Annotated in this window: 27 protein-coding genes and 2 tRNA genes; 28 read left to right on the forward strand and 1 reads right to left on the reverse strand. The window is 58.9% G+C overall.

Annotated elements, in window-relative coordinates; genetic code table 11:
* The first annotated feature begins 2 nt into the window (after window positions 1–2).
* From HNP33_RS03765 to HNP33_RS03890, 26 genes are all read left to right on the forward strand, one after another.
* Window positions 3–1,088 (forward strand): ABC transporter ATP-binding protein, encoded by a 1,086-nt coding sequence (locus tag HNP33_RS03765; protein WP_184705440.1) that lies wholly within the window; start codon window positions 3–5, stop codon window positions 1,086–1,088.
* On the forward strand, window positions 1,085–1,975 hold the full coding sequence (locus tag HNP33_RS03770) for a carbohydrate ABC transporter permease (protein WP_184705442.1): 891 nt from the start codon (window positions 1,085–1,087) through the stop codon (window positions 1,973–1,975). The genes HNP33_RS03765 and HNP33_RS03770 overlap by 4 nt, the downstream gene beginning before the upstream one ends.
* A gap of 14 nt (window positions 1,976–1,989) precedes the next feature.
* Window positions 1,990–2,802 (forward strand): carbohydrate ABC transporter permease, encoded by an 813-nt coding sequence (locus HNP33_RS03775; RefSeq protein WP_184705720.1) that lies wholly within the window; start codon window positions 1,990–1,992, stop codon window positions 2,800–2,802.
* 51 nt (window positions 2,803–2,853) lie between these two features.
* On the forward strand, window positions 2,854–3,162 hold the full coding sequence (locus HNP33_RS03780) for a DUF2160 domain-containing protein (protein WP_184705443.1): 309 nt from the start codon (window positions 2,854–2,856) through the stop codon (window positions 3,160–3,162).
* Window positions 3,163–3,265: 103 nt separating this feature from the next.
* Window positions 3,266–4,996: an ABC transporter substrate-binding protein gene (locus HNP33_RS03785; protein WP_184705445.1), complete on the forward strand. Its 1,731-nt coding sequence runs from the start codon at window positions 3,266–3,268 to the stop codon at window positions 4,994–4,996.
* A complete protein-coding gene (locus HNP33_RS03790; RefSeq protein ID WP_184705447.1) occupies window positions 4,996–5,253 on the forward strand; it encodes a hypothetical protein in 258 nt (85 codons plus the stop codon). Before HNP33_RS03785 ends, HNP33_RS03790 begins: the two co-directional genes overlap by 1 nt.
* Before the next feature lie 214 nt (window positions 5,254–5,467).
* Window positions 5,468–7,066 (forward strand): glycerol-3-phosphate dehydrogenase/oxidase, encoded by a 1,599-nt coding sequence (locus tag HNP33_RS03795; protein ID WP_184705449.1) that lies wholly within the window; start codon window positions 5,468–5,470, stop codon window positions 7,064–7,066.
* A 261-nt stretch (window positions 7,067–7,327) separates the two neighbouring features.
* Window positions 7,328–7,696, forward strand: a complete 369-nt coding sequence (gene rplN, locus HNP33_RS03800; RefSeq protein WP_184705451.1) for a 50S ribosomal protein L14 — start codon at window positions 7,328–7,330, stop codon at window positions 7,694–7,696.
* Between the two features lie 10 nt (window positions 7,697–7,706).
* Window positions 7,707–8,027, forward strand: a complete 321-nt coding sequence (gene rplX / locus HNP33_RS03805; RefSeq protein WP_184705453.1) for a 50S ribosomal protein L24 — start codon at window positions 7,707–7,709, stop codon at window positions 8,025–8,027.
* Between the two features lie 10 nt (window positions 8,028–8,037).
* Window positions 8,038–8,586: a 50S ribosomal protein L5 gene (gene rplE, locus HNP33_RS03810; protein ID WP_184705455.1), complete on the forward strand. Its 549-nt coding sequence runs from the start codon at window positions 8,038–8,040 to the stop codon at window positions 8,584–8,586.
* Between the two features lie 8 nt (window positions 8,587–8,594).
* On the forward strand, window positions 8,595–8,900 hold the full coding sequence (gene rpsN / locus HNP33_RS03815; RefSeq protein WP_184705457.1) for a 30S ribosomal protein S14: 306 nt from the start codon (window positions 8,595–8,597) through the stop codon (window positions 8,898–8,900).
* Window positions 8,901–8,918: 18 nt separating this feature from the next.
* Window positions 8,919–9,314 carry a 30S ribosomal protein S8 gene (gene rpsH, locus HNP33_RS03820; protein ID WP_184705459.1) on the forward strand — a complete coding sequence of 132 codons (396 nt, stop codon included), beginning with the start codon at window positions 8,919–8,921 and terminating at the stop codon, window positions 9,312–9,314.
* Window positions 9,315–9,341: 27 nt separating this feature from the next.
* The gene (gene rplF, locus HNP33_RS03825; protein WP_184705461.1) at window positions 9,342–9,875 is read left to right on the forward strand and encodes a 50S ribosomal protein L6; all 534 of its coding nucleotides are present in this window, start codon (window positions 9,342–9,344) and stop codon (window positions 9,873–9,875) included.
* Between the two features lie 11 nt (window positions 9,876–9,886).
* Complete coding sequence (gene rplR, locus HNP33_RS03830; RefSeq protein ID WP_184705463.1) at window positions 9,887–10,252, forward strand: 50S ribosomal protein L18; 366 nt, start codon at window positions 9,887–9,889, stop codon at window positions 10,250–10,252.
* 15 nt (window positions 10,253–10,267) lie between these two features.
* Window positions 10,268–10,786, forward strand: a complete 519-nt coding sequence (rpsE, locus tag HNP33_RS03835) for a 30S ribosomal protein S5 (protein ID WP_184705465.1) — start codon at window positions 10,268–10,270, stop codon at window positions 10,784–10,786.
* A gap of 14 nt (window positions 10,787–10,800) precedes the next feature.
* Window positions 10,801–10,983: a 50S ribosomal protein L30 gene (gene rpmD, locus HNP33_RS03840; RefSeq protein WP_066475638.1), complete on the forward strand. Its 183-nt coding sequence runs from the start codon at window positions 10,801–10,803 to the stop codon at window positions 10,981–10,983.
* An 11-nt stretch (window positions 10,984–10,994) separates the two neighbouring features.
* Complete coding sequence (gene rplO, locus HNP33_RS03845; protein WP_184705467.1) at window positions 10,995–11,426, forward strand: 50S ribosomal protein L15; 432 nt, start codon at window positions 10,995–10,997, stop codon at window positions 11,424–11,426.
* Window positions 11,427–11,447: 21 nt separating this feature from the next.
* Window positions 11,448–12,767: a preprotein translocase subunit SecY gene (secY, locus tag HNP33_RS03850; protein WP_184705469.1), complete on the forward strand. Its 1,320-nt coding sequence runs from the start codon at window positions 11,448–11,450 to the stop codon at window positions 12,765–12,767.
* A gap of 93 nt (window positions 12,768–12,860) precedes the next feature.
* On the forward strand, window positions 12,861–12,974 hold the full coding sequence (gene rpmJ / locus HNP33_RS03855) for a 50S ribosomal protein L36 (protein WP_003050535.1): 114 nt from the start codon (window positions 12,861–12,863) through the stop codon (window positions 12,972–12,974).
* Between the two features lie 21 nt (window positions 12,975–12,995).
* On the forward strand, window positions 12,996–13,361 hold the full coding sequence (rpsM, locus tag HNP33_RS03860) for a 30S ribosomal protein S13 (protein ID WP_184705471.1): 366 nt from the start codon (window positions 12,996–12,998) through the stop codon (window positions 13,359–13,361).
* A gap of 17 nt (window positions 13,362–13,378) precedes the next feature.
* Window positions 13,379–13,783, forward strand: coding sequence for a 30S ribosomal protein S11 (rpsK, locus tag HNP33_RS03865; protein WP_054257670.1), 405 nt, complete (start codon window positions 13,379–13,381; stop codon window positions 13,781–13,783).
* 82 nt (window positions 13,784–13,865) lie between these two features.
* Window positions 13,866–14,489 (forward strand): 30S ribosomal protein S4, encoded by a 624-nt coding sequence (gene rpsD / locus HNP33_RS03870; protein ID WP_184705473.1) that lies wholly within the window; start codon window positions 13,866–13,868, stop codon window positions 14,487–14,489.
* Between the two features lie 119 nt (window positions 14,490–14,608).
* Window positions 14,609–15,604, forward strand: a complete 996-nt coding sequence (locus HNP33_RS03875; RefSeq protein ID WP_184705475.1) for a DNA-directed RNA polymerase subunit alpha — start codon at window positions 14,609–14,611, stop codon at window positions 15,602–15,604.
* A gap of 106 nt (window positions 15,605–15,710) precedes the next feature.
* On the forward strand, window positions 15,711–16,097 hold the full coding sequence (rplQ, locus tag HNP33_RS03880) for a 50S ribosomal protein L17 (protein ID WP_184705477.1): 387 nt from the start codon (window positions 15,711–15,713) through the stop codon (window positions 16,095–16,097).
* Between the two features lie 212 nt (window positions 16,098–16,309).
* A tRNA-Met gene (locus HNP33_RS03885) sits at window positions 16,310–16,386 on the forward strand.
* 186 nt (window positions 16,387–16,572) lie between these two features.
* Window positions 16,573–16,649: transfer RNA gene (locus HNP33_RS03890), tRNA-Met, on the forward strand.
* 104 nt (window positions 16,650–16,753) lie between these two features.
* On the opposite strand, the gene HNP33_RS03895 is transcribed toward HNP33_RS03890, so the two are convergent.
* The gene (locus HNP33_RS03895) at window positions 16,754–17,167 is read right to left on the reverse strand and encodes a VOC family protein (protein WP_184705479.1); all 414 of its coding nucleotides are present in this window, start codon (window positions 17,165–17,167) and stop codon (window positions 16,754–16,756) included.
* Window positions 17,168–17,275: 108 nt separating this feature from the next.
* On the opposite strand from HNP33_RS03895, the gene HNP33_RS03900 reads away from it, so the two are divergent.
* Both HNP33_RS03900 and HNP33_RS03905 read left to right on the forward strand, forming a co-directional pair.
* The gene (locus tag HNP33_RS03900; RefSeq protein WP_184705481.1) at window positions 17,276–18,055 is read left to right on the forward strand and encodes a PhaM family polyhydroxyalkanoate granule multifunctional regulatory protein; all 780 of its coding nucleotides are present in this window, start codon (window positions 17,276–17,278) and stop codon (window positions 18,053–18,055) included.
* A 106-nt stretch (window positions 18,056–18,161) separates the two neighbouring features.
* Window positions 18,162–19,454: an FIST signal transduction protein gene (locus HNP33_RS03905; protein WP_184705483.1), complete on the forward strand. Its 1,293-nt coding sequence runs from the start codon at window positions 18,162–18,164 to the stop codon at window positions 19,452–19,454.
* Window positions 19,455–19,486: the final 32 nt, after the last annotated feature.

Genomic DNA, 19,486 nt, shown 5'->3' on the forward strand with positions numbered 1-19,486 from the left:
CCATGGCTCGTATTTCCCTGGATCTGGCGCACGCCTATCGCCCTCAACCGCAGCAGGACAGCGATTACGCCCTGCTGCCGCTGCAGATGGAGTTTGCCGATGGCGGTGCCTATGCGCTGCTGGGCCCATCGGGCTGCGGCAAGACGACCTTACTCAACATCATGTCGGGCCTGTTGACGCCTTCGCATGGCAAGGTGCTTTTTGACGGGCGCGATGTGACGCAGGAGACCCCGCAGCAGCGCAATATTGCGCAGGTGTTCCAGTTTCCCGTGATCTACGACACCATGACGGTGGAGCAGAACCTGGCCTTTCCGCTGCGCAACCGCAAGGTGCCGGAGGCTGAGATTCGCAAGCGCGTGGGTGCGATCGCCGAGATGCTGGAGATGAGCGGTCAGCTGAACCAGCGGGCGGCAGGCCTGTCGGCCGATGCCAAGCAGAAGATATCGCTGGGCCGGGGCCTGGTACGGCCCGATGTTGCGGCGGTGCTGTTTGATGAGCCGCTGACGGTGATCGATCCGCACCTGAAGTGGCAGTTGCGCCGCAAGCTCAAGCAGATTCACCAGGAGTTCAAGCTCACACTGATCTACGTGACCCATGACCAGGTGGAGGCGCTGACCTTTGCCGAGCAGGTGGTGGTGATGTCGCGTGGCCGGGTGATGCAGGTCGGCGCACCCGAGGCCCTGTTTGAGCGCCCGAGCCACACCTTTGTCGGGCACTTCATCGGCTCGCCGGGCATGAATTTCCTGCCCCTGCAGTGTGTTGAGGGCGGCATGTGGGTGGCGGGCCAGCGCATGGCGATGCCCGCAGGGCTGGAGGGCGCAGCCGCTGCGCAGGCGGCGCTGCATCTGGGCATCCGGCCCGAATACATGCGCCTGGCGCCCGCCGGTTCTGCCGGTGCCGTGCCCGCGCAGGTGCTGCGTGTGCAGGATGTGGGCACCCATATGCTCTTGACTGCCACGGTGGACGGCCAGGCCCTGAAAGCCCGCTTCATGGCCGATACAGCGCTGCCCGCGCCTGGCGCCACGGTCTGGCTGGAGGTGGTGAACCCGCACACCTGCTACTACCGCAATGAGGAGCTGATGGCATGAACCCCTCCAACAAGCCGGTCAACCAGAAGGCATGGTGGCTGATCCTGCCGGTGATCCTGTGCGTGGCGTTTTCTGCCATCCTGCCGCTGATGACGGTGGTCAATTACTCGGTGCAGGACATCATCGACCCCGAGCGGCGCGTGTTCGTCGGCACCGAATGGTTTGCTGCGGTGATGCGCGATGAAGAGCTGCATTCGGCGCTGTGGCGACAGATCACGTTTTCGCTGGCGGTGCTGGCGGTGGAGATTCCGCTGGGCATTGCGCTGGCGCTGGCCATGCCCGCCAAGGGCTGGAAGTCTTCCGCCGTGCTGGTGGTGGTGGCGCTGTCGCTGCTGATCCCCTGGAACGTGGTGGGCACCATCTGGCAGATCTATGGCCGTGCCGACATCGGCCTGCTGGGGCACACTCTGCAGAAGCTAGGCGTTGATTACAACTACACCGGCAGTGCCACCGATGCGTGGCTTACGGTGCTGGTGATGGATGTTTGGCACTGGACGCCTCTGGTGGCGCTGCTGTGCTATGCCGGGCTGCGCTCCATCCCCGACGCCTATTACCAGGCAGCGCGCATCGATGGTGCGAGCAAGTTTGCGGTGTTTCGCTACATCCAGCTGCCCAAGATGCGGGGCGTGCTGATGATTGCCGTGCTGCTGCGCTTCATGGACAGCTTCATGATCTACACCGAGCCCTTTGTGCTGACTGGCGGCGGGCCGGGGAATGCCACCACTTTTCTGAGCCAGTACCTCACGCAGAAGGCCGTGGGCCAGTTCGACCTGGGGCCTGCGGCGGCGTTCTCGCTGATCTACTTCCTCATCATCCTCTTGTTCTGCTTTGTGCTCTACAACTGGATGCAGCGCGTAGGCACGCAGGAAGCGGAGGTGGAGCAATGAGCGCAGGGGCTGACATGAACGACAAGCGGTTTCACAAGCGCAGCATCTTCCTGGTGCTCTACATCGTGTTCGCGCTGCTGCCCATCTACTGGATGGTGAACATGAGCTTCAAGACGAATGAGGAGATTCTTTCGAGTTTCTCGTTCTTTCCGCAGCAGTTCACCTGGTCCAACTACGTGCGCATCTTTACCGATGAGTCGTGGTATTCGGGCTATATCAACAGCCTTATCTATGTGGCCATCAACACGGTCATCTCGCTCACCGTGGCGCTGCCTGCGGCCTATGCCTTCTCGCGCTACCAGTTTCTGGGCGACAAGCACGTGTTCTTCTGGCTGCTCACCAACCGCATGACGCCGCCAGCTGTGTTTCTGCTGCCCTTCTTTCAGCTCTACAGCACCGTGGGTCTCATGGACACGCACCTGGGCGTGGCGCTGGCGCACCTCTTGTTCAACGTGCCGCTGGCCGTGTGGATTCTGGAGGGCTTCATGAGCGGCATTCCGCGCGAGATCGATGAAACCGCCTATATCGACGGCTACTCCTTCCCGCGCTTCTTTCTGACTATTTTCTTGCCGCTCATCAAGGCAGGTGTAGGCGTGGCGGCGTTCTTCTGCTTCATGTTCAGCTGGGTGGAGCTGCTGCTGGCGCGCACGCTGACCAGCGTGAACGCCAAGCCCATCGTGGCAACCATGACGCGCACCGTCAGCGCCTCGGGCATGGACTGGGCGACGCTGGCGGCCGCGGGTGTGCTCACCATCGTGCCCGGCGCCATCGTGATCTGGTTTGTGCGCCACTACATCGCCAAGGGCTTTGCGATGGGGCGCGTGTGAAGCCGGGCGGTGCGGACGCCACGGGCATCGGAATGAAAGAGGAGAAGCGCCATGTTTGACTGGATGGTCTGGACCACCCCGGTGGCGGTATTTTTCACCTGCATCGTGCTGATGCTGATCGGCATGACCATCTGGGAGCTGAAATCGCCCACCACGCTGCGGCGGGGCTGGCTGCCCATTGCCACCACGCGCGGAGACCGACTGTTCATCGGCCTTCTGGCCGCCGCCTACGTCAACCTTGTTTTTGTCGGTATCGCGGGCAAGCTGCAGGAATGGATGTCGCTGGAGGCAGAGCCTTCGGTGTGGATCAGCTTTGTCCTGTCGATGCTGCTGCTGGCCTTGATCATGCGCAAGGGTTAGCTGCTGGCAGAGAGATTGAACGGTATTTTTCAACGTATCCGGCTCTCCGCCTCCCCGGAGCCGCGATCGGACACCCCGGGGAAGCGCCACCTAGGAGACATTCATGAAGATGCGATACACAGCATTGGCGGCGGCAGCGGCGATGCTCGCCATGCACGGCGCGTGGGCCGCAGAGGCCGATGCCAAGAAGTGGATTGACGGTGAGTTTCAGCCCTCGACCTTGAGCAAGGACCAGCAGGCGGCCGAGATGAAGTGGTTCATCGATGCCGCCAAGAAGCTGCAGGGCAAGGGGGTGAAGGAAATTGCCGTGGTGTCCGAGACCATCACCACGCATGAATACGAATCAAAGACGCTGGCCAAGGCTTTCGAGGAAATCACCGGCATCAAGGTCAAGCACGACCTGATCCAGGAAGGCGACGTGGTCGAAAAGCTGCAGACCTCGATGCAGTCTGGCAAGTCGATCTATGACGGCTGGATCAGTGATTCCGACCTGATCGGCACGCACTACCGCTACGGCAAGATGATGAACCTGACCGACTACATGGCAGGCGCAGGCAAGGAATGGACCAATCCGGGCCTGGACATCAAGGACTTCATCGGCACCAAGTTCACCACCGCGCCCGACGGCAAGCTCTACCAGCTGCCCGACCAGCAGTTCGCCAACCTGTACTGGTTCCGCGCCGACCTGTTCGAGCGCAAGGACCTGAAGGACAAGTTCAAGGCCAAATACGGCTACGACCTGGGTGTGCCGCTGAACTGGAGTGCCTACGAAGACATTGCCGAGTTCTTTACCAACGATGTCAAACAGATCGACGGCAAGCCCATCTACGGCCATATGGACTACGGCAAGAAAGACCCGTCGCTGGGCTGGCGCTTTACCGATGCCTGGCTGTCGATGGCGGGCTCGGCCGACATCGGCAACCCCAACGGCATGCCGGTGGATGAATGGGGTATTCGCGTGGCCGACGACAAATGCACGCCGGTGGGTGCCTCGGTCTCGCGCGGCGGAGCCACCAACTCGCCCGCGGCCGTCTATGCGCTCACCAAATACATCGACTGGATGAAGAAATACGCGCCCAAGGAAGCCATGGGCATGACCTTTGGCGAAGCTGGCCCCGTGCCAGCCCAGGGACAGATTGCGCAGCAGATCTTCTGGTACACCGCCTTTACCGCCGACATGACCAAGCCCGGCCTGCCCGTGGTGAATGCGGACGGCACCCCTAAATGGCGCATGGCCCCCGGGCCGAACGGCCCCTATTGGAAGCAGGGCATGCAAAACGGCTACCAAGACGTGGGCTCATGGTCCTTCTTCAACGGCCACGACGCCAACAAGACCGCCGCTGCCTGGCTGTACGCGCAGTTCGTGACCTCCAAGACCGTATCGCTCAAGAAGACCATTGTCGGCCTCACGCCGATCCGCGAGTCGGACATCCAGTCCAAGGCGCTGACCGACATGGCACCCAAGCTCGGCGGCCTGGTCGAGTTCTACCGCAGCCCGGCCCGCGTGGCATGGACGCCGACCGGCACCAACGTGCCCGACTACCCCAAGCTCGCGCAGCTGTGGTGGAAGAACGTGGCCGAGGCCGTGACGGGCGAAAAGACGCCACAGAAGGCCATGGACAACCTGGCCGACGAGATGGACAACGTGATGGCTCGCCTGCAACGCGCCGGCATGGCCCATTGCGCCCCCAAGCTCAACCCCAAGGGAGACCCCAACAAATGGCTGAGCGATGCGCATGCCCCCTGGAAGAAGCTGGCCAACGAAAAGCCCAAGGGTGAAACCATTGAGTACAACAAGCTGCTGAGCGCCTGGAAGGAAGGCAAGGTGCGCTGATGCGGACCGCTGACATCACCCTGCAAACCAGCAACTGCAGACTGGCTGCAGGGGCAAGACCGGGTACCCACGCTCCAGAGGCGCAGGGTGGTGTTGGCGGAGCTTGGGCCGCGCGGCAGCGAAGCGAGGCAAGGCCGCTGCTGGCTCCTTACCGCAGGCTGGCCGACCGTGCCGCGCTGGCGGCGCAATGTCAGAAACTCAAAAACGATAGCTATCAACGCAAAGTGGTACCGATTTTGGGCTACAAAAATATCTAAAACTCCATAAAAACAAGCGCAGACAGCTCTTCTTTTTTGTCAACCAAGACATCTGTCCTTGAATGCCAGTTCGTGGAGGATTTGTTACGTTCGATCAAAATCTATCAAAAACGAATCATTGTTTCCCGCTGGATTGCATCAAAAACGAAAAAGAGCGAAAATTTAGGAAACGCAACGCGGGCATACCGCTGTCTGATTACCAGTTTTCCTGTTCATGAATACCTCGATCTCTCCCCAAGCAACGGTTCGCGCTGAGCTACTCCAGCAGCTGGCGCAGACGCCTTCTTTTGACCTGGCCGTGGTGGGCGGAGGGGCAACCGGTCTGGGTGTAGCGCTGGATGCGGCGGCCCGCGGATTCAAGGTCGTGCTGCTGGAGGCCATGGATTTTGCCAAGGGCACATCGTCGCGCGCTACCAAGCTGGTGCATGGCGGCGTGCGTTACCTGGCGCAGGGCAATATTGCGCTGGTGCGCGAGGCGCTGCACGAGCGCACCACCTTGCTGCACAATGCGCCGCACATTGCGCAGCCGCTCGCTTTCGTCATGCCTTCGTACCGTCTGCTGGACACGCCTTTTTACGGCATCGGCCTCAAGATGTACGACGCGCTGGCGGGCAAGGCCGGGCTGGGTTCGACCCAATTCCTGTCGGCTGGCGCCACCCGCAGCCTGCTCCCAACGGTGCAGGGCAAAGGCCTCAAGGGCGGCGTCAAATACTGGGACGGACAGTTTGACGACGCTCGCCTGGCACTGGCGCTGGCGCGCACTGCTGCGGCCAAGGGCGCGCTACTGATCAACTACTGCCCGGTGACCGGACTGGTGCAGGAGGGCGGACGTGTCGTCGGCCTGGAATGCAAGGATGCGGAAACCGGCCAGGCCTACACCGTGCGTGCCCGCTGCGTGGTCAACGCCACCGGCCCCTGGGTGGACCAGCTGCGCCAGGAAGACGCGCAGATGCTGGGTAAACCAGTCAAAGCCATGGTTGCTCCCAGCCAGGGCGTGCACCTGGTGGTGGACCGTGAGTTCCTGCCCAGTGACCATGCGCTTCTGGTGCCCAAGACCGCTGACGGCCGGGTGCTGTTTGCCGTGCCGTGGCTGGGCAAGGTGATCCTGGGTACCACCGACACCCCCCGCCATGATCTGGCGCGCGAGCCGGTGCCGTTTGACGAAGAAGTGAACTTCATCCTCAGCGAAGCGGGCAAATACCTCAGCCGCCAGCCTACGCTGGCCGACGTGCGCAGCATGTGGGCCGGCCTGCGCCCGCTGGCCAAGCCGCAGGACGATGATGGCGAAAACACCAAGGGCATCAGCCGTGAGCACACCGTGCTCACCAGTAAATCAGGCATGGTGACCGTGACGGGGGGCAAGTGGACCACCTACCGCGCCATGGCAGAAGACGTGCTCGAAGCCTGCTTCAACGCGGGAGAGCTGCCGCGCAAGCCTGGCGGGGTGACGGTGAACCTGCCGCTGGTGGGGTCGCCCGCTTCGGGCCGGTCGCAGCACAGCATGCACATGGGGCAGGGCATGCACTCCTATGGCAGCGAGGCAGCGGTCATCGAGGCCCTGCCGGGGGCATCCGTCTGGCTGGCCGATGGCTTGAGCGAAGCCATGGTGCGCTTTGCGGCCCGCTACGAATACGCCCGTACTGTTGAAGATGTACTGGCCCGCCGCAGCCGCATGCTGTTTCTGGATGCGCGCCTGGCTGCCAAGCTGGCCCCTCGCGTGGCAGAAATCCTGCGCGAGGAATTGGGGTCAGATCCTGCGCTGGAGGCATTTTTGGCATTGGCACAACAGTACACCGGCAAAAAACTGGCGTAAAACCGCCAAAGCGCAGCCAGACAGTGGTTGCGCTCTTGACAGAGGGGGCGCACTCTGTCAGAATAATCAGCTTCGCGCGTAATTTGGCGGTCATTTCGTTTGACCAGACTGAATTCATGCGTGAGGTTTCTGCCCAGGAGAAGCATCGTAAATGGTTGCGGTGTGGACGACGGGCCCAAGACTGACTGGCTGCTTGGCTGTCCATGAGGATTAATTCTTATTGGGCTGTCCGGTCTGCTGGTGCAAGTTGGGAATATTGAAATGATCCAGACAGAATCTCGACTCGAGGTTGCCGACAATACCGGCGCGAAGTCTGTCCAGTGCATCAAAGTGCTGGGTGGTTCGCACCGTCGCTATGCGAGCGTTGGTGACATTATCAAGGTGAGCGTGAAAGAAGCTGCTCCACGTGGCCGCGTCAAAAAAGGCGAGGTCTACAGTGCTGTGGTGGTGCGTACCGCTAAAGGTATTCGCCGTGCTGACGGTTCGCTCGTCAAATTCGATGGCAACGCTGCAGTGTTGCTCAATGCAAAGCTGGAGCCTATCGGCACCCGTATCTTTGGCCCCGTGACGCGTGAACTGCGTACCGAGCGCTTCATGAAGATCGTGTCCCTGGCCCCTGAAGTTCTCTAAGGACAGCACCATGAACAAGATTCGCAAGGGCGACGAAGTGGTCGTGCTGACTGGGCGCGACAAGGGCAAGCGCGGCGTTGTGACGCTGCGCGCTGATGACTCCCACCTGGTGATCGAAGGCATCAACCTGGTGAAGAAGCACGTCAAGCCAAACCCCATGAAGGGCACCAACGGCGGTATCGTGGAAAAGGCCATGCCTATCCACCAATCCAATGTGGCGATCTTCAATGCGGCAACCGGCAAGGGTGACCGCGTGGGCATCAAGGTGAACGCCGACGGCGCACGTGTTCGCGTGTTCAAGTCCAATGGCGCTGAAATCAAGGCAGCCTAAGGAGTAAGACATGGCAAACGTTGCACGACTGCAAAAACAATACCGTGAGCAAATCGCTCCCGAACTGATGAAGAAGTTCGGCTACACCTCCCCAATGGAAGTGCCTCGCCTGACCAAGATCACCCTGAACATGGGTGTGAGCGAAGCCGTTTCCGACAAGAAGGTGATGGACAACGCTGTGGCTGACCTGACCAAGATTGCTGGTCAAAAGCCTGTGGTGACCAAGGCCAAGAAGGCTATCGCTGGTTTCAAGATCCGCGAAGGCCAGGCTATCGGCTGCATGGTGACCCTGCGTGGCGTTCAGATGTATGAGTTCCTGGACCGTTTCGTGACCGTGGCGCTGCCACGCGTGCGTGACTTCCGTGGTATCTCTGGCCGCGCTTTTGATGGCCGTGGTAACTACAACATCGGCGTCAAAGAACAAATCATCTTCCCTGAAATTGAGTACGACAAAGTCGATGCACTGCGTGGTCTCAACATCAGCATTACGACGACTGCGAAGAATGACGACGAAGCCAAGGCTTTGTTGCAGGCTTTCCGCTTCCCGTTCAAGAACTGAGGTGATGCATGGCTAAACAAGCACTGATCCAACGCGAACTGAAGCGTGAAAAGCTGGCCGCAAAGTACGCAGCCAAGTATGCAGAACTGAAGGCAATCGCCGGTGACAGCAAGCGCACCGACGAAGAGCGTGAAGCAGCCCGTCTGGGCCTGCAGAAGCTGCCTCGCAATGCAAACCCCAATCGTCAACGTGCACGTTGCGAAATCACGGGTCGTCCCCGTGGCACCTTCCGTCAATTCGGTCTGGGCCGCGCCAAGATTCGTGAACTGGCATTTGTCGGCGCCATCCCCGGCGTGACCAAGGCCAGCTGGTAAGCAGTCAGGAGATTAAACATGAGCATGAGTGATCCAATCGCTGACTTGCTGACCCGTATCCGCAACGCCCAAATGGTGTCCAAGGCCACCGTGTCGGTGCCATCTTCCAAAGTGAAGGTTGCCATCGCCCAGGTGCTGAAGGAAGAGGGTTACATCGACGGCTTCGACGTGAAGACCGAAGATGGCAAGTCTGAACTCGCAATTACCTTGAAGTACTACGCCGGTCGCCCAGTGATCGAGCGTATCGAGCGCGTAAGCCGTCCTGGCCTGCGTGTGTACAAGGGCTGCAATGCAATTCCACAAGTCATGAATGGCCTGGGCGTTGCAATCGTGACCACGCCCAAGGGTGTGATGACCGATCGTAAAGCGCGCGCTGCCGGTGTCGGCGGTGAAGTGCTTTGCTATGTGGCTTAACCGTGGCATTGAAGGAGAAATACTGAAATGTCCCGCGTAGCAAAAATGCCTGTGAGCATCCCCCAAGGTGTGGATGTCTCCATCAAGGAAGATCAGATCAGCGTGAAGGGCGCCGGCGGTACGCTGGCTCTGACTCCTAACGCCCTGGTCAAGGTGACCAATAGCGACGGTAAGCTGGCTTTCGAGCCAGTGAACGACTCCCGCGAAGCCAATGCCATGAGCGGCACCATGCGTCAGCTGGTGAACAACATGGTGGTTGGCGTGAGCAAGGGCTTCGAGAAGAAGCTGTCTCTCGTTGGCGTGGGTTACAAGGCTGCAGCCTCTGGCAGCAAGCTGAACCTGAGCGTTGGTTTCTCCCACCCAGTCAACTTTGAAATGCCTGCTGGCATCACCGTTGCCACCCCTACCCCTACGGAAGTGGTGATCAAGGGTGCTGACCGCCAACGCGTTGGTCAGCTGGCAGCTGAGATTCGTGCCGTTCGTCCTCCCGAGCCTTACAAGGGCAAGGGCATCCGTTATGCGGATGAGAAGGTCACGATCAAAGAGACTAAGAAGAAATAAGGAGCTGCATGATGTTCAACAAGAAAGAGCAGCGTCTTCGTCGTTCCCTGCAGACCCGCATCCGCATTGCCAACCAAGGCGTTGCGCGTTTGACGGTGAACCGTACGAACCTCCATATCTATGCCACGATCATTTCCGGCGACGGCACCAAGGTAATCGCTACTGCATCGACGGCCGAAGCCGAAGTGCGCAGCAACCTGGGCGCTTCCGGCAAGGGTGGCAATACCGCAGCAGCGACTCTCATCGGCAAGCGCATCGCTGAAAAGGCGAAGGCAGCTGGCGTTGAAAAGGTTGCTTTCGACCGTGCAGGTTTTGCATACCACGGCCGCGTGAAGGCTCTGGCTGATGCAGCCCGCGAAGCCGGCCTGCAGTTCTAAGCGGAGTGGATAGAAATGGCTAAATTTTCCCCCAAAGTGCAAGACGAAGGTCGTGACGACGGTTTGCGCGAAAAAATGATCGCGGTGAACCGCGTCACCAAGGTTGTGAAGGGTGGTCGTATTCTCGGCTTCGCTGCACTGACCGTGGTTGGCGACGGTGATGGCCGCGTTGGCATGGGCAAGGGCAAGTCCAAGGAAGTGCCTGCTGCTGTGCAGAAGGCTATGGAAGAAGCCCGTCGCAACATGATCAAGGTGTCGCTGAAAAACGGCACCCTGCATCACACCGTGATGGGTCACCATGGCGCTGCCAACGTGATGTTGGCTCCTGCTCCCAAGGGTACCGGTATCATTGCCGGCGGCCCGATGCGCGCCGTTTTCGAAGTTCTGGGTATCACCGACATCGTGGCCAAGAGCCATGGTTCGTCGAATCCCTACAACATGGTTCGCGCCACTTTCGACGCTTTGAACAACTCCACAACCCCTTCGGAAGTGGCAGCAAAGCGTGGCAAGTCGGTTGAAGACCTGTTCGTCTGATCGGAGTCGTCACTATGACAACGCAACAAACTGTGAAGGTCCAACTGGTGCGTAGCCCGATTGGTACCAAGCAAGATCACCGCGCCACCGTGCGTGGTCTGGGTCTGCGCAAGCTGAACAGCATCAGCGAACTGAAGGACACTCCCGAAGTGCGCGGCATGATTAACAAGATCGCCTACCTGGTGAAGGTTCTCTGAAAGGATTGATGATGGAACTCAATAGCATCAAGCCTGCAGCAGGTGCCAAGCACGCCAAGCGTCGCGTAGGTCGTGGTATCGGTTCGGGTCTGGGTAAGACCGCCGGCCGTGGTCACAAGGGTCAGAAGTCGCGTTCGGGTGGCTACCACAAGGTAGGCTTCGAAGGCGGTCAAATGCCTCTGCAGCGTCGTCTGCCCAAGCGCGGTTTCAAGTCGACCACGCTGAAGTTCAACGCTGAAGTGTCGCTGGCTGCTCTGGAGCGTCTGGGCGCTGCAGAAGTGGATCTGGCAGTGCTGAAGCAAGCTGGCCTGGTTGGTCAGTTGGCCAAGGTCGTGAAGGTGATCAAGGCTGGTGAACTCACCAAGGCCGTGAAGCTGAATGGCATCGGTGCCACCGCTGGCGCCAAGGCTGCGATCGAAGCCGCTGGCGGCAGCATCGCCTAACCTTTTCTGAAAGAATCATCAGTGGCTACGAACACCGCAACCATTGCAAAGACCGGTAAGTACGGCGATTTGCGTCGTCGTTTGGTTTTTCTGTTGCTGGCGCTGATCGTCTACCGCATCGGGGCTCATATCCCGGTGCCTGGTATCGATCCAAACCAGTTGCAGCAGCTGTTCAATAGCCAACAGGGTGGCATTCTCAATCTGTTCAACATGTTCTCGGGCGGAGCGCTCTCGCGCTTCACCGTGTTTGCACTGGGGATCATGCCGTACATCTCGGCATCGATCATCATGCAATTGATGACTTATGTCGTCCCGACATTCGAGCAGATGAAGAAAGAGGGCGAAGCCGGCCGTCGCAAGATTACCCAGTACACCCGCTATGGTGCACTGGCCCTTGCATTGTTCCAGTCGCTTGGCATTGCCGTTGCACTGGAAGGCACTGCTGGTTTGGTTCTTAGCCCTGGATTCGGGTTCCGTCTTACTGCCGTGGTCAGCCTGACCGCCGGTACGATGTTCCTGATGTGGTTGGGTGAGCAGATCACAGAACGTGGTTTGGGCAACGGGATCTCGATCCTGATCTTCGCTGGTATTGCTGCGGGTCTTCCCAGCTCCATCGGCGGTTTGCTCGAATTGGTGCGCACTGGTGCGATGAGCATCATTGCCGCGATCTTCATCGTCCTCGTAGTGGCAGCCGTGACGTACTTCGTCGTGTTTGTCGAGCGCGGTCAACGCAAGATCTTGGTGAATTACGCGCGCCGTCAGGTTGGAAACAAGGTGTATGGTGGCCAGTCTTCGCACTTGCCCCTGAAGCTGAACATGGCAGGTGTGATTCCTCCCATCTTCGCTTCATCAATCATCTTGCTGCCTGCTACGGTTGTGAACTGGTTCAGCGCTGGCGAATCGATGCGTTGGCTCAAGGACATCGCTGGTACGTTGACTCCTGGTCAACCGATCTATGTGATGCTCTACGCCGCAGCGATCATCTTTTTCTGCTTCTTCTACACGGCCCTGGTTTTCAACAGCCGCGAAACGGCCGATAACCTGAAGAAGAGTGGTGCCTTTATTCCCGGTATCCGACCAGGGGATCAGACAGCACGCTATATTGATAAGATTTTGGTGCGTTTGACACTTGCAGGGGCGATCTACATCACCTTTGTGTGTCTGCTGCCAGAGTTCTTGATCCTGAAGTACAACGTTCCGTTCTATTTCGGTGGCACTTCCTTGTTGATCATCGTGGTGGTGACCATGGACTTTATGGCCCAGGTACAAAACTACATGATGTCTCAGCAGTATGAGTCGCTTCTGAAGAAGGCGAACTTCAAGGCCTCAGCCAAAAACTGAGATCGACAGGAAAGTGTGCCCTCCAGTCTGTTCGGGCTAAAAATTTGAAATGCCGTCACAGACTGGAGCGGATGGAAGTTTTAGGAGAATGAAATGAGAGTTTCAGCTTCGGTAAAGAAGATTTGCCGTAACTGCAAGATCATCCGTCGCAAGGGTGTCGTACGCGTGATCTGCACCGACCAGCGCCACAAGCAGCGCCAAGGTTGATTGAAAGACTAGAGGACGCAAATGGCACGTATTGCTGGTATTAACATTCCTCCGCACCAACATGCGGAGATCGGCCTGACCGCTATCTATGGCATTGGTCGTACCACCGCTCGCAAGATCTGCGAAACCACGGGTATCGACTACGCCAAGAAAGTGAAGGACTTCACGGACGCTGATCTGGAAAAGATCCGTGACGCGATTGCTCACCTGACCCTGGAAGGTGACCTGCGTCGTGAAACCACGATGAACATCAAGCGTTTGATGGACATCGGCTGCTACCGCGGTTTCCGTCATCGTCGTGGCCTGCCCATGCGTGGTCAACGTACCCGCACCAATGCCCGCACCCGCAAGGGTCCGCGCAAGGGCGCAGCGGCTTTGAAGAAATAAGAGATTGAAGGTACACAATGGCTAAGTCTCCTGCAAACAACGCAGCTGCTCGTGTACGTAAGAAGGTTCGCAAGAACATTTCTGACGGTATTGCACACGTTCACGCTTCGTTCAACAACACCATCATCACGATCACCGACCGCCAAGGCAATGCTCTGTCTTGGGCTTCGTCTGGTGGCCAGGGTTTCAAGGGCTCGCGCAAGTCGACGCCTTTTGCTGCCCAGGTTGCTTCCGAAGTGGCCGGCCGTGCTGCCATGGAACAAGGCATCAAGAATCTGGACGTCGAGATCAAGGGCCCTGGCCCAGGTCGCGAATCCTCGGTTCGCGCCTTGGGTGCGTTGGGCATCCGCATCACGTCGATCTCCGATGTGACGCCAGTGCCTCACAACGGCTGCCGCCCTCAAAAGCGCCGTCGTATCTAATTCACCATAAGCCCACCGCCGCCAGTGCATGGTGCTCTGGCGGCTCCCGCATTTATGCGGTAGCTGAAAAAAGGATATTCAAGTGGCACGTTTTATTGGCCCTAAGGGCAAACTTTCCCGCCGCGAAGGCGTAGACCTGTTCCTCAAGAGCGCACGTCGCTCGATCGCGGACAAAGTCAAGCTGGACACCAAGCCAGGTCAACATGGCCGCACTTCTGGTGCTCGTACCTCTGACTACGGTCTGCAACTGCGTGAAAAGCAGAAGGTCAAGCGCATGTACGGCGTGCTGGAAAAGCAATTCCGCCGCTACTTCGCTGAAGCCGATCGTCGCCGTGGCAACACCGGTGCCAATCTGCTGAGCCTGCTGGAAAGCCGTCTGGACAACGTGGTGTACCGTATGGGCTTCGGCTCGACCCGCTCCGAAGCGCGTCAGCTGGTGTCGCACAAGGCCATCACCGTGAACGGCCAATCCGTCAACATTCCTTCCTACCTGGTCAAGGACGGTGACGTGGTTGCCGTGCGTGAAAAGTCCAAGAAGCAAGCTCGCGTTGTGGAATCGCTGCAACTGGCTGGCCAAGTGGGTTTCCCTGCTTGGGTGGAAGTGTCGGCTGACAAGGCTGAAGGCGTCTTCAAGAAGGCTCCTGACCGCGACGAATTCGGTGCTGACATCAACGAATCGCTGATCGTCGAATTGTATTCTCGTTAATTTCCACGGTCGGTTTTCGACTGCAGAAGTATCCGTCCCAGAACCGCGAGGCATCGCGGTTCTGGTGCTTCACCAGCCTTACCGGTGTAACGAGCCGGGGGTATTGAGAGGAAGTTTGCATGCAAACCAATTTGCTGAAACCCAAGACAATTAACGTAGAACAGCTGGGCCACAATCGTGCCGAGGTGGAGCTGGAGCCGTTCGAGCGTGGTTATGGCCACACTCTGGGCAATGCCCTGCGCCGTGTTCTGTTGTCGTCCATGGTGGGTTATGCAGCGACGGAAGTAACCATTGCAGGCGTGCTGCACGAGTACTCGTCCATCGATGGCGTCCAGGAGGATGTGGTCAACATCTTGCTGAACCTCAAGGGCGTGGTCTTCAAGCTGCACAACCGTGATGAAGTCACCCTGAGCCTGCGCAAGGATGGCGAAGGTGTGGTGACGGCCGCTGATATCCAGACGCCGCACGACGTTGAAATCATCAACCCTGATCACGTGATTGCCAACCTGTCGCAAGGCGGCAAGCTGGACATGCAGATCAAGGTGGAAAAGGGCCGTGGTTACGTGCCCGGTAACGTTCGCCGCTACGGTGACGAGTCGACCAAGTCGATCGGCCGTATTGTGCTGGACGCTTCGTTCTCGCCCATCAAGCGCGTGAGCTACACGGTGGAATCCGCTCGTGTGGAGCAGCGCACCGATCTGGACAAGCTGGTTCTCGAGATCGAAACCAATGGCGCCATCGCTGCAGAAGATGCAGTGCGCTCGTCGGCCAAGATTCTGGTGGAACAGCTGGCTGTGTTTGCCCAACTGGAAGGCGGCGCGCTCGACGTGTTCGACCAGCCTGGTGGTCAGGCACGCAACAACGCCACGTTCGATCCAATTCTGCTGCGTCCTGTGGATGAGCTGGAATTGACCGTGCGTTCTGCCAACTGCCTGAAGGCTGAGAACATCTACTACATCGGTGATCTGATCCAGCGCACCGAGAACGAGTTGCTCAAGACGCCTAACCTGGGCCGCAAGTCGCTCAACGAGATCAAGGAAGTACTGGCTTCCCGTGGTCTGACCCTGGGCATGAAGTTGGAAAACTGGCCTCCAGCCGGTTTGGAAAAGCGTTAAGTTATAATGGTGGGCTTTCCCGTTTCGGGAAAGCCCATTTGTAGTGCGTCAGACAGTACCTGATACGGCTGTTTGATTGAATCAATGATTTAAAAGGAAAAGCACCATGCGTCACGGACACGGCCTCCGTAAACTGAACCGCACCTCGTCTCACCGTAAGGCGATGCTGCAAAACATGATGAATTCGCTCATCGAGCACGAAGCCATCAAGACCACTGTGCCCAAGGCCAAAGAACTGCGCAAGGTGATCGAGCCCATGATCACTTTGGCCAAGGTGGACACCGTTGCCAACCGCCGTCTGGCATTTGACCGTCTGCGCGACCGCGACAGCGTGACCAAGCTGTTCAACGTGCTGGGCCCTCGCTCGGCCAACCGTCCTGGCGGTTACACCCGTATCCTGAAGATGGGTTACCGCGTGGGCGACAACGCTCCTATGGCGTATGTCGAGCTGGTGGACCGTGCTGAAGAAGCTGGCGAAGCTGCAGCTGAATAAGCTTTTGTGAGCTGATGAGAGAGCCCACCTCGGTGGGCTTTTTCTTTTTGGCGGATCGCATATTCGGGCATTGGAGTTGCTTTGGAGGCAGTTACTTTTGTCAGCCTGTCAGCAGCTGCGTGGACAGAGTCCTCCTTGTGGTGCACTGCAAAATATTTCCAAAATGTGGCAATACGCTTCATATCAAGGAAATCCCTGGGTTATAATTGCGGTGCGCGATGGAGCAGTCTGGTAGCTCGTTGGGCTCATAACCCAAAGGTCGGAGGTTCAAATCCTTCTCGCGCAACCAGAACATCTAAGGCCAGCTTTTCAGCTGGCTTTTTTGTTGCTGCGGGGCAGCGAATGCGCGCCCAGACACGGACTGCAATCCCGTCCGTGCCATTGAGCTGCATGCTATAAGAATTGCAGCTAAGAAAATAAACAGGAAAAGCGTAAAACTGCAGAAATGCCATCCCGTATCGCGCTATAATTGCGGTGCGCGATGGAGCAGTCTGGTAGCTCGTTGGGCTCATAACCCAAAGGTCGGAGGTTCAAATCCTTCTCGCGCAACCAGAACACCTAAAGCCAGCTTTTCAGCTGGCTTTTTTTGTGCCCGCATTTTGGCAGGGCGGGCTACATTGGCAAGACAACCCTGCAGGCTCGCTCCGCGCTTGCTGTCAGTTGGCGTAGAGCTGCTTCAGTGAGCGAAAGCCTTTGACCTCAATAGGGTTGCCGCTGGGGTCGTAGAAGAACATCGTCCACTGCTCGCCCGGCTGCCCTTCGAAGCGAACCTGGGGTTCCAGCACAAATCGGGTATGGGCGTCCCGCAGGCGCTGCGCCAGCTGCTGCCAGTCCTTTAGCTCCAGCACCAGGCCGAAATGCGGCATGGGCACCAGGTGGTCGCCCACGTGGCCCGTGTTGGTGGTCTCAAATGGTTTACCAAGGTGACAAGAGATCTGGTGGCCGAAGAAATCAAAATCTACCCATGTATCGGTGCTGCGGCCTTCAGTACAGCCCAGGGTGGTACCGTAAAACTGCCGGGCGGCATTCAGGTCGTGGACGTGGAAAGCAAGGTGAAAAAGGCTTTGCATAGTGAACGATATGGGATGGGGAGTAGCGGATAGCCAGCGGCTGGCTGATCGGATAAGCTGCCACAACGCCTTGGGCGGAAACAGCGGTAACAACAGGAGGCTATTTTCATGGCGACGAGCGGCGATTCATTCAATCCTTTTGCACCCGGCTTTGATTTTTTGCAGAAACTGGCTCAGGGCGGGGTGGCAAGCAGTGCCTCGGCATTCCCCCAGTGGAGCGACTGGGTTGCACCGACCTTGAGCGTTGATGATCTGGAAAAGCGCATCAGCGAGCTCAAAACCGTGTTGTTTTGGCTGGAGCAGAACCAGCGCGCGTTGGCCGCCACTATCCAGGCAATGGAAGTGCAGAAGATGACGCTTTCCGCGCTGCAGACGATGAATGTTCCTGTCGATAGCTGGGCTACTTCAGTGGTGCAGAACTGGCAGCAGTTTGCCAAAGGCTCGGCGGCGGGTGCCGCGGCGCCTGGGCAGGGGAGTGGAGCATCGAATGCTCCTGCCGCACAAGAGACTGCGCAGCCACCCGCTGCACAGCCGCCTGCGGCTGCAAGCACGCCTTCTGAAGCGTCTGCTAAAAAGGAAGCGTCCAGCGCTTCGGGCAGCGCAGGCGCAGATCCCCTGCAGTGGTGGAGTGCCCTGACCCAGCAGTTTCAGCATATTGCGCAGCAGGCTGTGCAGGATGTGACCCAACACGCCATGCAGCACGCAGCCACCACCCAAGAAGCGGCAACTACGGCGATGGAGGCCATGGGTGCTGCAGGCGGTGTTTCCAAGGCCAAGAGGGGGGGCACCCAAAAACCAGCCGCCAAAGTACCTGCCAGCAAGAAGGCTGCGCAGCGCGCTCCCGCCAAGCGCGCTGCAGCAAAGAAGCCGCTGGCGGGCCGAAAATAGGTCGCGGTTTGCGGATTGGTCATGGCTGTGATTCGGGTGGGTAGCGACCCCGAAGCGGTCATGGCTGACACTGCGGTGTCGACGGACGGATCGTAGAATGATCCGTATGAAACGGTTTCCCTATGGCCACGCAACCCATCCCGATTGGCGCATGGCTGTCTCGCTGGTGGTGGCCCAGATACGCGGGCGCATGGCGCAAAGCGGCTACGCCCGAAACCCCAGCCTGGGTGTTGCGTATTTCAGCGACGCCTTTGCCAGCTACGCCGAGGCGCTGCTTGAAGCCCTGCAGGATGAATTCCCCGAAGTGAGCGACTGGTCGGGTGCGGTGGGGGCCGGTGTCATGGCCACGCATGCCGAGTACCTGACAGAGCCCGCGCTTGCCGTGATGCTGCTGGATTTGCCGCGCCACGCCTATCGCGTGTTCTCTGGCATTGCGCCCTTGCGTGCAGAGGCGCTTCCCCAGGGTGCGTCGGCGGCCCTTTCAAGCACCTGGCAGCAGGCCCTGGTGCATGCGGATGCCAATCTGCCTGATTTGCCCGATCTGCTGCAAGAGCTGGCTGCGCGCACGGGTGCTGGCCAATTGTTGGGAGGGCTGTGCTCCGCCTCGTTGGCTCCTGTGCAACTGGCATGGAGCAAGGCTTTGGAGCCCAGGCACAGCGGTGTTTTCCATGGCGGTATCTCGGGTCTGGCCTTCAGCGCCGATGCAGCGGCCCTGCAGTCCGTAACGCAGGGCTGTCAGCCGATTGGTGAGCGCATGCGCATCACTGCCTTGCAAGACAATGTGCTGCTGTCCCTGGATGGCCGCCCGGCGCTGGAGGTGCTGGAGGAGATCATGCTGGTGCGCATGGATACCCATCCGGAGCTGGCAACGCGCAAGATGCGTCACATGCAGGTGGCGCTGGAGAGCACGGACCGGCCTCCAAGCGTGTATGACGGCCAATTGGCGCCGCAGGCCCGCGTCTGCTCGCTGCTTGGCGTGGATATGCGCCGGGGTGGGATTGTGCTGCCCGAATCGGCACTGGAGCAGAAATATCTGCGCTTTTGCCAGCGCAACTGGACCGCAGCCCGCGCTGATCTGTTGCGCATGTGTGCCGAACTGCGTGAGTCTCTGGCGCCTGCCCATGGCCAGCCGTTGATGGCAGGCGGCCTGCAACTCGCCGCGGGGTCGGAAGGTATGCCGGACGCCGGGCAGGAGCGGGCCATCGCCGGTGCCATCTACATCAGCTGCACCGGCCGCGGTGGCGGCTACTTTGGCTCGGAAAACGGCGAGCTGGAGTTGCTGCACCATGTACTGGGCGATATCCCCTTGATCGGTTTTTTCAGCCAGGGCGAGATCGCGGGCCAGCAACTGCACCGCTACAGCGGCGCACTGCTGGTGTTTACGCAAGAAGTTGCGTGAAAAGCGCTGCTGACGCCTGAGTGGTCAGCACA

The organism is Comamonas odontotermitis, from assembly GCF_014207855.1.
Classification (GTDB): Bacteria; Pseudomonadota; Gammaproteobacteria; order Burkholderiales; family Burkholderiaceae_C; genus Comamonas; species Comamonas odontotermitis_A.